Source organism: Rhodoferax sp. UBA5149, from assembly GCF_002413825.1.
Classification (GTDB): domain Bacteria; phylum Pseudomonadota; class Gammaproteobacteria; order Burkholderiales; family Burkholderiaceae_C; genus Rhodoferax.
The window spans coordinates 19042-28153 of sequence record NZ_DHXT01000161.1 but is presented as its reverse complement, the minus strand read 5'-3'; the positions used below and the strand labels follow the sequence as shown (position 1 = coordinate 28153).

General features: G+C 63.8%; 7 protein-coding genes. 4 read left to right on the top strand and 3 right to left on the bottom strand.

From position 1 onward, the window contains the following. The 4 genes from B3V69_RS14540 to B3V69_RS14525 all read left to right on the top strand — a co-directional run. Positions 1–2792: efflux RND transporter permease subunit (locus B3V69_RS14540; RefSeq protein ID WP_296447707.1), on the top strand; the 2792-nt coding region annotated here is incomplete at its 5' end. Between the two features lie 41 nt (positions 2793–2833). After that, positions 2834–3487, top strand: a complete 654-nt coding sequence (locus tag B3V69_RS14535) for a protein-L-isoaspartate O-methyltransferase family protein (RefSeq protein ID WP_296447705.1) — start codon at positions 2834–2836, stop codon at positions 3485–3487. A gap of 4 nt (positions 3488–3491) precedes the next feature. Beyond that, a complete protein-coding gene (locus B3V69_RS14530; RefSeq protein ID WP_296447703.1) occupies positions 3492–3833 on the top strand; it encodes a rhodanese-like domain-containing protein in 342 nt (113 codons plus the stop codon). A gap of 66 nt (positions 3834–3899) precedes the next feature. Beyond that, positions 3900–5237 carry a TolC family outer membrane protein gene (locus B3V69_RS14525; RefSeq protein WP_296447702.1) on the top strand — a complete coding sequence of 446 codons (1338 nt, stop codon included), beginning with the start codon at positions 3900–3902 and terminating at the stop codon, positions 5235–5237. Here the strand turns inward: B3V69_RS14525 and B3V69_RS14520 are convergent. The 3 genes from B3V69_RS14520 to B3V69_RS14510 all read right to left on the bottom strand — a co-directional run bounded on the left by B3V69_RS14520 (position 5205) and on the right by B3V69_RS14510 (position 9017). Next, on the bottom strand, positions 5205–6545 hold the full coding sequence (locus tag B3V69_RS14520; RefSeq protein ID WP_296447700.1) for a 3-deoxy-D-manno-octulosonic acid transferase: 1341 nt from the start codon (positions 6543–6545) through the stop codon (positions 5205–5207). The two genes, B3V69_RS14525 and B3V69_RS14520, sit on opposite strands and share 33 nt — an antisense overlap. Continuing rightward, entirely contained in the window at positions 6542–7552 is a 1011-nt protein-coding gene (waaC, locus tag B3V69_RS14515) for a lipopolysaccharide heptosyltransferase I (RefSeq protein WP_296447698.1), read from the bottom strand. Before waaC ends, B3V69_RS14520 begins: the two co-directional genes overlap by 4 nt. A gap of 82 nt (positions 7553–7634) precedes the next feature. Beyond that, a complete protein-coding gene (locus B3V69_RS14510) occupies positions 7635–9017 on the bottom strand; it encodes a phosphomannomutase/phosphoglucomutase (protein ID WP_296447697.1) in 1383 nt (460 codons plus the stop codon). Positions 9018–9112: the final 95 nt, after the last annotated feature.

Below are 9112 nucleotides of genomic sequence, written 5' to 3'. Positions count from 1 at the left end.
TGGAGCTTGCCCCCACGCTTGCCACTTCCGGCGCGGCGCACAAACCCCTCTCAGACGTCGAGTTGACCAACTGGGCTGACCAAGTTTTGAGGAAGCGCCTGGAGAACGTGCGCGGTGTGGGCTCGGTGACGGTGGTGGGCGGCACCATGCGCGAGATCAATATTTACCTCAACCCGCAGGCGCTGGAAGCCTTTGGCGTCACGCCCGACCAGGTGGTCTCGGCGGTCAGCCATGAAAATCAGGATCTGCCGATGGGGGCGATTCGCTCCCTGCAGCAGGAGCGCGTGGTGCAGATCTCGGCCCGCATGCAGCGTCCGGAAGATTTTGGCAAGATCATCGTGACGCGCAAGAACGGAGCGCCCGTGCGCGTGGACCAGATCGCCCGCGTGGCTGACGGCGCGCAGGAAACCGACAGCCTGGCGCTCTACAACGGCCAGCGCACGCTCTTGCTCAGCGTCCAGAAATCGCAGGATGAAAACACCATTGAGGTCATTGACGGCCTGCTGAAAACAGTCGCGGAGATGAAGGCGCAACTGCCGACCGGCATTCGGCTGGAGCCGGTGACCGACGGTTCACGCCAGATCCGGGTGGCGGTGGCAAACGTGCGCAGCACCCTGATCGAAGGCGCCCTGCTCACCATCCTGATCGTGTTTTTGTTTTTGAATTCATGGCGTTCCACCGTCATTACCGGCCTGACGCTGCCGATTGCCCTGATTGGCACTTTCCTGTTCATGAACATGTTCGGCTTCACCATCAACATGATCACGCTGATGGCCCTGAGCCTGTGCGTCGGCCTGCTGATTGACGACGCCATCGTGGTGCGTGAAAACATCGTGCGCCACGTGCAGATGGGCAAGAAGCCGTTTCAGGCCTCGCTCGACGGCACGCAGGAAATTGGCCTGGCAGTGCTGGCCACCACCCTGTCCATCGTGGCTGTGTTCATGCCGATCGGCTTCATGGGCGGCATCATCGGCAAGTTTTTCCACGAGTTCGGCATCACCATCGTGGCCGCCGTGATGATCTCGATGTTCGTCAGCTTCACGCTGGACCCGATGATGTCCTCGATCTGGCACGACCCCAGCATCGAGGCCCACCGCGATCATGGCCGCAACCCCGACGGCAGCAAACGCCCGCCTGTCACGCTGTACGACAAGACCATCGGCCGCGTCACCGGCTGGTTCGACCATGCCACCGAACTGCTGATCGACGCTTACCAGGGCATCCTGCGCTGGGCCCTGGTGCACAAGCTCAAAACCCTGGCGATGGCACTGGCCATCTTCGTCACCAGCCTCTTCATGGTGCCGCTGCTGGGCACCGAGTTCGTGCCCAAGGCCGACTTCTCCGAGACCTCGCTCAATTTCTACACACCCATGGGTTCGTCCCTTGAAGTCACCGAGGCCAAGGCGCGCCAGGTGGATGACATTTTGCGCGGCTTTCCCGAGGTCCGCTACACGCTGGCGACCATCAACACCGGCAACGCGGTGGGCAAGAGCTACGCCAACATTTATGTGCGTCTGGTGGACCGCAAGGACCGCAAGCGCAACGTGGACGAGCTGTCGGACGTGCTGCGCGAACGCCTGAAACAGGTGCCCGGCATCACCGTCACGCACGTCGGCCTGCTCGACGCGGTGGGCGGCCAAAAGCAGGTCGAGTTTTCGCTGCAGGGGCCGGATCTGAACGAGCTCGAACGCATCAGCCGGTTGGTGATGGAAAAAGTCCGTCCGATCCCCGGTCTGGTGGACCTTGACTCCAGCGTCAAACCCAACAAGCCGACGCTGGACGTGGCGGTCAAGCGCGACGCGGCGTCCGACCTGGGTCTGAGCATCGGGCAGATCGGCAGTGCCCTGCGGACCCTGGTGGCGGGCCAGACGGTGGGCAGCTGGCGCGCGCCGGATGATCAAACCTACGACGTCAACGTGCGCCTGGCGCCCGAAGCGCGCAACAGCCCCGATGACCTGCAGCGCCTGCCGTTCGCGATGGGCAGCAATGCGGACGGCAGCACCCGCATCGTGCGGCTGAACCAGGTGGCCACGGTGCAGGACTCGACCGGCCCGAATCAGATCAACCGGCGCGACATGACGCGCGAAGTGGCCATCAACGCCAACGTCTACAACCGCTCCGCCGGTGAAGTCTCCAACGACGTCAAGACCGCGCTGGAGAGCATCAGTTTCCCGCCCGGCTACAGCTACCAGTTTGGCGGTTCCACCAAAAACATGGCGGAATCCTTCGGTTATGCGATCTCGGCGCTGGTGTTGGCCATCGTCTTCATCTACATGATTCTGGCCAGCCAGTTCAAGAGCTTTTTCCAGCCGCTGGCCCTCATGACGGCGCTGCCGCTGACCCTCATCGGCGTGGTGCTGGCGCTGCTGATGTTCCGCTCGACGCTGTCGATGTTTTCGATCATCGGGGTCGTGATGTTGATGGGTCTGGTCACCAAGAATGCCATCTTGCTGGTGGACTTTGCCATCCGCGCGCGCAAACCCGGAATCGACGCGGACGGCCGCCACGTCGACGGCATGGAGCGCGGTGCGGCGCTGCTGATGGCGGCCAAAGTACGGCTGCGCCCGATTCTGATGACCACGCTGGCCATGATTTTCGGCATGATGCCGCTGGCCTTGGCGCTGACCGAGGGCTCGGAGCAGCGCGCGCCCATGGGCCAGGCGGTGATTGGCGGCGTGATCACCTCTTCCTTGCTGACTTTGGTCGTGGTGCCCGTGGTGTATTGCTACATGGATGATTTGGCGCAATGGTTGCGCCGCTGCTGGGGCGCGGATGAAAGCCCCGCCGGGTAAAATTTCTTGAAATCAGTTAACATACCCCCTGGAGTACCTAAATGAATTTAGAACAAACCCGCTTCAACATGATCGAACAGCAGATTCGGCCCTGGAACGTTCTGGATACCGACGTTCTGCACCTGCTGTCGGTCGTCAAACGCGAGGACTTCGTCCCCTTGGCGCACAAGGCGCTGGCGTTTGTGGACATGGAAATTCCCCTGGGCCAGGGCCAGTACATGCTCGCGCCCCGCGTTGAAGCCCGCATGCTGCAGGACGCAGCGGTTCAAAAACACGAAAAAGTGCTGGAAATCGGCACCGGCTCCGGCTACATGGCAGCGCTGCTGGCACACCGGGCGCAGCGCGTTATTTCACTGGAAATCGAGCCCGAACTGGTCAAACTTGCGCGCGCCAATCTGCAAAAAGCCGGCATCCACAACGCCGAAGTGCGGCAGTTCGACGGCGCCGTTGGAGCCCCAGCCGAAGGTCCGTTTGACGTCATCATGATGAGTGGCTCGGTGGCCGAGGTGCCGCAGTCCCTGCTCGCGCAACTCAAGGTCGGCGGCCGGCTGATGGCGATTGTGGGTGACGAGCCGATGATGCGCGCCACCCTGGTCACCCGCACCGGCGAGACCGAATTCAAAACCAGCCAGCCGTGGGACACGGTCGCACCGCGTCTGCTCAATTTCCCCGAACCTTCACCTTTTCATTTTTGATCGCATGATTGTCCAAGTCCGACCCTCTGAATTGTCCGCCTGGCTGAACACAGCGCGCAGCCATGGCGCGCCCGTGGTGCTCGATGTGCGCGAAGCGGCCGAGTTGCGGGTAGCCAGCATCAAGGCGGACGGGTTTGAGCTGGTGGCCATTCCCATGGGGCTGATTCCACCGCGCCTGAACGAACTCGACCCCGAGCAACCGATTGCCTGCCTGTGCCATCACGGGGCGCGCAGCATGCAGGTGGCCTCGTTTTTGCAGAGCCGGGGGTTTTCCCACGTTGCCAATATCGCCGGTGGCATCAACGCCTGGTCGGCCGAGCTGGATCCGACCATCCCCAGATATTGAGCTCGGTGCGCACACCGCCCCCGCTTGCTGTCACAACCCGTCATTGCAGATGACTTTAAGGCCCCCATGAAAACGTTCCGTCTATTACCCCTGTTCATTGCCGTCAGCGCGGCGCTGGCCCTGCCTGTGCGTGCACAAAGCCTGGTGGGCATGTACGAGTCGGCACGGAGCTTTGATGCGTCCTACCAGTCGGCCAAGTCGCAGTATGACGCCACCATCGCGAAGGCAGACCAGGCCAAGGCGGCCGTCCTGCCCACGGCCAATCTGTCAGCCGGCGTGTCGCGCACCAACCAGGAAGTGATTCCTGACGGAATCCCCCAAAGCGACCGCACTTATGACACCCAGACTGCCGCCGTGAGCGCATCGCAGCCGCTGTACCGTCCGGGCAACTGGGCCAGTTACAGGCAAGGCCTCAAGCTGGTCGATCTCGCGCAAGCCCAACTCGACGCGGCCGATCAGGATTTGATCGTGCGCGTCAGCCAGGCCTACTTTGACGTGCTGGCCGCGCAGGACAGCCTGACGTTCGTGCAAGCCCAGAAGGCGGCGGTGGGCGAGCAGCTGGCGTCGGCGAAACGCAACTTTGAAGTGGGCACCTCCACCATCACCGACACACGTGAGGCACAGGCCCGGTCTGACCTCGTGATCGCCCAGGAAATCGCGGCCGAGAACGACCTTCGCGTCAAGAAAATTGCGCTCGATCAGCTGGTAGGCAAGAGCGACGCCAAGCCCCAACCCCTGGCGCAACCGCTGGCACTGCCGGCCCTGGTGCCCAACGACGTCAACGTCTGGGTTCAGCAATCGGAAGTCGATCACCCTAGCATCAAGCAGGCAAAGACTGCGCTGGAAGTCGCTCAGTTGGAGACCCAGAAGGCAGAAGCGGGCCACAAGCCGACACTGGATCTGACCGCCAGCTACGGCGTGAATCGTTACCCGGACGGCAACCCGGGCAGCAGCCTGCCCGGTAGCTACCGGGCCAATGCCGGCACGATCGGCCTGTCTTTCAACCTGCCACTGTTCGCCGGTTTCTCGACGCAAAACCGCATCCGGGAAACCCTGGCGCTGGAAGAAAAAGCGCGCAATGACCTCGAAGGCGCGAAACGCGCGGTCGCGCAGGGCACACGCACGGTCTTCTTCGGTGTGCTCTCAGGCCAAGGCCAGGTCAAGGCCCTGGAAGCCGCCGAGGCCTCCAGCCAGAGCGCGCTGGACGCCAACAAACTGGGCTACCAGGTGGGCGTGCGCATCAATATCGACGTGCTCAATTCACAAAGCCAGTTGTTCCAGACCAAGCGCGATCTGGCCAAGGCCCGCTATGACGTGCTGGTGGGCGGGCTGAAACTGCGCCAGGCCAACGGCACACTCCGGGCCGAGGACTTACTGAGCGTCAACGCCCTGCTGGTGCAGTAGGGGCAGCACCGCCGCGGCCGTTTTTTCAACCGCGCCGCGATGATCCCCTGAGAATCCGGCGGCGGCACGGACCATGGCGGCGCGCGCAGCCGGGTCCTGCACCAGTGCTTGCGCGGCTTGAACCGCCTGCTGCAACGACGCCACCCGCAGCGCGGCCCCGGCACCTTCGGCCAGTTCGGCCGCTTCGGCAAAATTGAAGGTGTGCGGCCCCATCACGACCGGGCAGGCGCAGGCGGCGGCCTCGATCAGGTTCTGCCCGCCCAGCGGCTCGAAACTGCCACCCAGCAAGGCACAATCGGCCAGCCCGTAGTACAGCGCCATTTCGCCCAGCGAATCACCGAGCCAGATCGCGCTCGCATCCGGCCCCGCAGCTGCGGGCGGTGCGTCGCCCCAATCGCTGCGGCGCGAGACGGCAAAGCCCTGCCTTGCGATCAGCGCCGCCACCTCGTCAAAGCGCTGCGGATGGCGCGGCACGATCAGCCATTGAATCGCGCTCGCTATCGAATAAATAGCACATTGCGCTTGATCGACGAGGGCTGGCGGCTGATTTGATCTCAATATCTGAAGCAAGGCCTGTTCTTCACCATCGCGCGAACTGGCAAACAAAATGATGGGGCGGCCGGCCCGGCCGCGCCAGGCCCGGCCGCAGGCGAGCTGGTCCGCGTTGGGCGTGGCGTCAAACTTGAGATTGCCAAACACGCCCTGCACCGTGGCGCCCAATGCATGCAGGCGCGCCGCATCCTCCTGCGTCTGCGCCCAGACGGCGGCCAGACGGCGATAGGCCGGACGCGCCAGCCAGGCCAGCCGGCGGCTACGCTGCAGGGAGACCGCGCTCAAGCGCGCGTTGGCCAGCACCAGCGGCACCCCGGCTTGTTGGCAGCCGGCGGCCAGATTGGGCCAGATCTCGGTTTCCATCAGGATCCCGATACGCGGCTTGTAGTGAGCCAGAAAGCGCCGCACCGCCCACGGCGTGTCCCACGGCTGCCAGGTCTGGCGGTCGCCCGGCTGCAGCAGCTTGGCACCTTCCGCGCGGCCGGTCGCCGTGCCATGCGTGAGCAGCAGGCGCATGCCGGGCCAGCGCTCGCGCAACCGCGCCACTAGCCCGGCGACGGCGCGTGTTTCCCCGAGTGACACGGCGTGGACCCAGAGGGTGTTGCCATCGTCCACCGGTGAACTGCTTTTGTAGACACCGAATCGTTCTTCCACCGCCTCCAGGTAACCCGGCTCTTGGCGGCCGCGCTGGATGAGTTTGCGACGCAAAAACGGCTGGACCAGCCACATGAAGCAGGTGTACAGCAGGCGTGTCATGCGGTCTTCACGGCGTGCGCCGCCGACACCGCCCGCCAGGCCTGCCAGACCGCGTCCACCGACGGCGCTGGATCGGCAAACACGCTGCATTGGCGCGCCTTCTGCAGCGGCCCGGTACGCCAGGCGGTATCAAAGTTGTAGATCTGCACATGCGGCAAATCCAGCGCCACGGCGATGTGGCTCAAGCCGCTGTCGACGCCGATCACACCGGCGCAGGCGGCCAGCGCATCGGTCAGGGTGTCCAGCGCCAGCCGCGGCCAAACGACCGCTTGGGCCAGACCGCTGGCAATCTCCTGCGCTTGCCTTTGTTCTTCATCGCTGCCATGGGCCAAGGCCACGGCATAGCCGCTGTCATTGAGGCGCTGGCCCACGGCACGCCAATTTACGAGCGGCCACTGCTTGTCGGCGCGCGAGGTGCCGTGCACCAGGGCCACCACACCTTTGGCGTCGGACGCTACGTTTTTTATAGCTGATGGCGCTTGATCCACGCGGGCCAGCAGCCCAAAAGACTGAAAGTCGGGGATGGCGTAGCCGAACGCGCGGGCGCACAACGCACGCGAACGCGTCACGGCGTGAATGTGCGGCGGCAAGGACACAGCCACATCAGCCACCCAGCGCGCCGGCGCCTCGAAACTGGAACCTTCGGTCTGGTTCGCCAGGCCATAACGCTTGCCCTGCGGCGCCAGCCGCGCCAGCCATGAGATCAACGCCGATTTGCTCAGGCCCTGTAGATCAATGACCGCGTCATAACGCTCACGCTGCAACTCGGTCTTGAAGGCGCGCCAGGCCTGCCGGGTGGGCTTTGACAAAGGCGACTTGCGCCAACGCCGCAATTCACACTCAATGACACGATGCACGCCAGCGCAGCGCCGCACCAGCGGGGCAAAACCGCGCTCCACCACCCAGTCAATCTGTGCCTGTGGATACGCCCGACGGATATCCTGAACGGCCGGCATGGCGTGCACCACATCGCCAAGCGAAGAGAGCTTGACGATCAGAATCTTCAAACGTTAACCCCCACGCTTGTCACTGCGTGTACTGCGCTGACCCCCACGGGGGCCTTCGCGCCTTGGGACGGCCCGGCGGCGCTCAATGCGACGCCTCGTCCACCACGGCGCCTGGCTTGACGGTGCGCAGCAGCGCCAGCATCTCGTCTTCGATGCGCTGCAGGGCCTCGGGCGTGTGCCCTTCAAAGCGCAACACCAGCACCGGCGTGGTGTTGGAGGCGCGAATCAGGCCAAAGCCATCGGGCCAGTCGACGCGCAGACCATCAATGGTGTTGACGACGGCGGGTGCGGCAAAGTGCGCATCGGCCACCAGTTTGTCCACCAGCGCATGCGGCTCGCCCTCGGCGCATTTGACGTTCAACTCGGGCGTTGAAAAACTGGTCGGCAAGGCGTTGAGCACGGCACTGCCATCGGGCGAGCGGCTCAGAATTTCGAGCAGGCGACTGCCCGCGTAGGTGCCATCGTCAAAGCCAAACCAGCGCTCCTTGAAAAAGATGTGGCCGCTCATCTCGCCGCCGAGCGGGGAGTTGACTTCCTTCATCTTGGCCTTGATCAGCGAGTGCCCGGTCTTGTACATCAGGGGCTGGCCACCGGCGGCCACGATGGCGGGCGCCAGGCGCTGCGAACACTTCACGTCAAACAGGATGGTGCCGCCCGGCACGCGGCTCAACACATCCTGGGCGAACAGCATCATCTGGCGGTCGGGGTAGATGTTGTTGCCCTCTCGGGTGACAATGCCCAGGCGGTCGCCATCGCCGTCAAACGCCAGACCCAGTTCGGCATCGCCGGCCTGCACCGCGGCAATGACGTCGCGCAGGTTCTCGGGCTTGCTCGGGTCGGGATGGTGGTTGGGGAAATTGCCGTCCACCTCGCTGTACAGCTCAGTCACCTCGCAGCCAATCGCCCGCAAAATGGCCGGCGCCGAGGCACCGGCAATGCCGTTGCCCGAGTCCACCACGATTTTCATCGGGCGTGCTAGTTTGATGTCGCCGACGATACGGTCCTTATAGGCCTCGAACACGTCAACGGACCGAACCTTGCCGCCCGGCAGCAGCGACCAGGTTTCCGCTTCCATCATGCGGCGCAAGGCCTGAATCTCTTCGCCGTAAATGGCGCGCCCGGCCATCACCATCTTGAAACCGTTGTAGTCCTTGGGGTTGTGGCTGCCGGTGAGCTGAATGCCGCTGCGGCACAGGGTGCTGGCGGCGAAGTACAACATCGGCGTCGTCGCCATGCCGATGTCGATCACATCGACCCCGGCCGCCACCAGACCCCGCACCAGCGCGGCACTCAAAGAAGTGCCGCTGAGCCGGCCGTCGCGTCCCACGGCCACTGACGTTTCACCCTCCGCGCGGGCCACCGTGCCGAAGGCCCGGCCCAGGGCCTCGGCCACCGCCTCGTCGATGGTGGCGGGCACGACGCCGCGTATGTCGTAGGCCTTGAAAATGGATGCTGATAACTGCATGGACGGACTCCCGGATAGAACTTGTTTGATCGATTGGCGCTCTGGATTGTAGGTGCGCATCCAGCTCCGGGGACATGTCCGAAAACGGCTGGTTT

Coding starts and splice junctions, on each gene's coding strand:
- B3V69_RS14535 (WP_296447705.1), top strand. CDS start 2,834: ATGAATTTAGAACAAACCCGCTTCAACATGATCGAACAGCAGATTCGG.
- B3V69_RS14530 (WP_296447703.1), top strand. CDS start 3,492: ATGATTGTCCAAGTCCGACCCTCTGAATTGTCCGCCTGGCTGAACACA.
- B3V69_RS14525 (WP_296447702.1), top strand. CDS start 3,900: ATGAAAACGTTCCGTCTATTACCCCTGTTCATTGCCGTCAGCGCGGCG.
- B3V69_RS14520 (WP_296447700.1), bottom strand. CDS start 6,545: ATGACACGCCTGCTGTACACCTGCTTCATGTGGCTGGTCCAGCCGTTT.
- B3V69_RS14510 (WP_296447697.1), bottom strand. CDS start 9,017: ATGCAGTTATCAGCATCCATTTTCAAGGCCTACGACATACGCGGCGTC.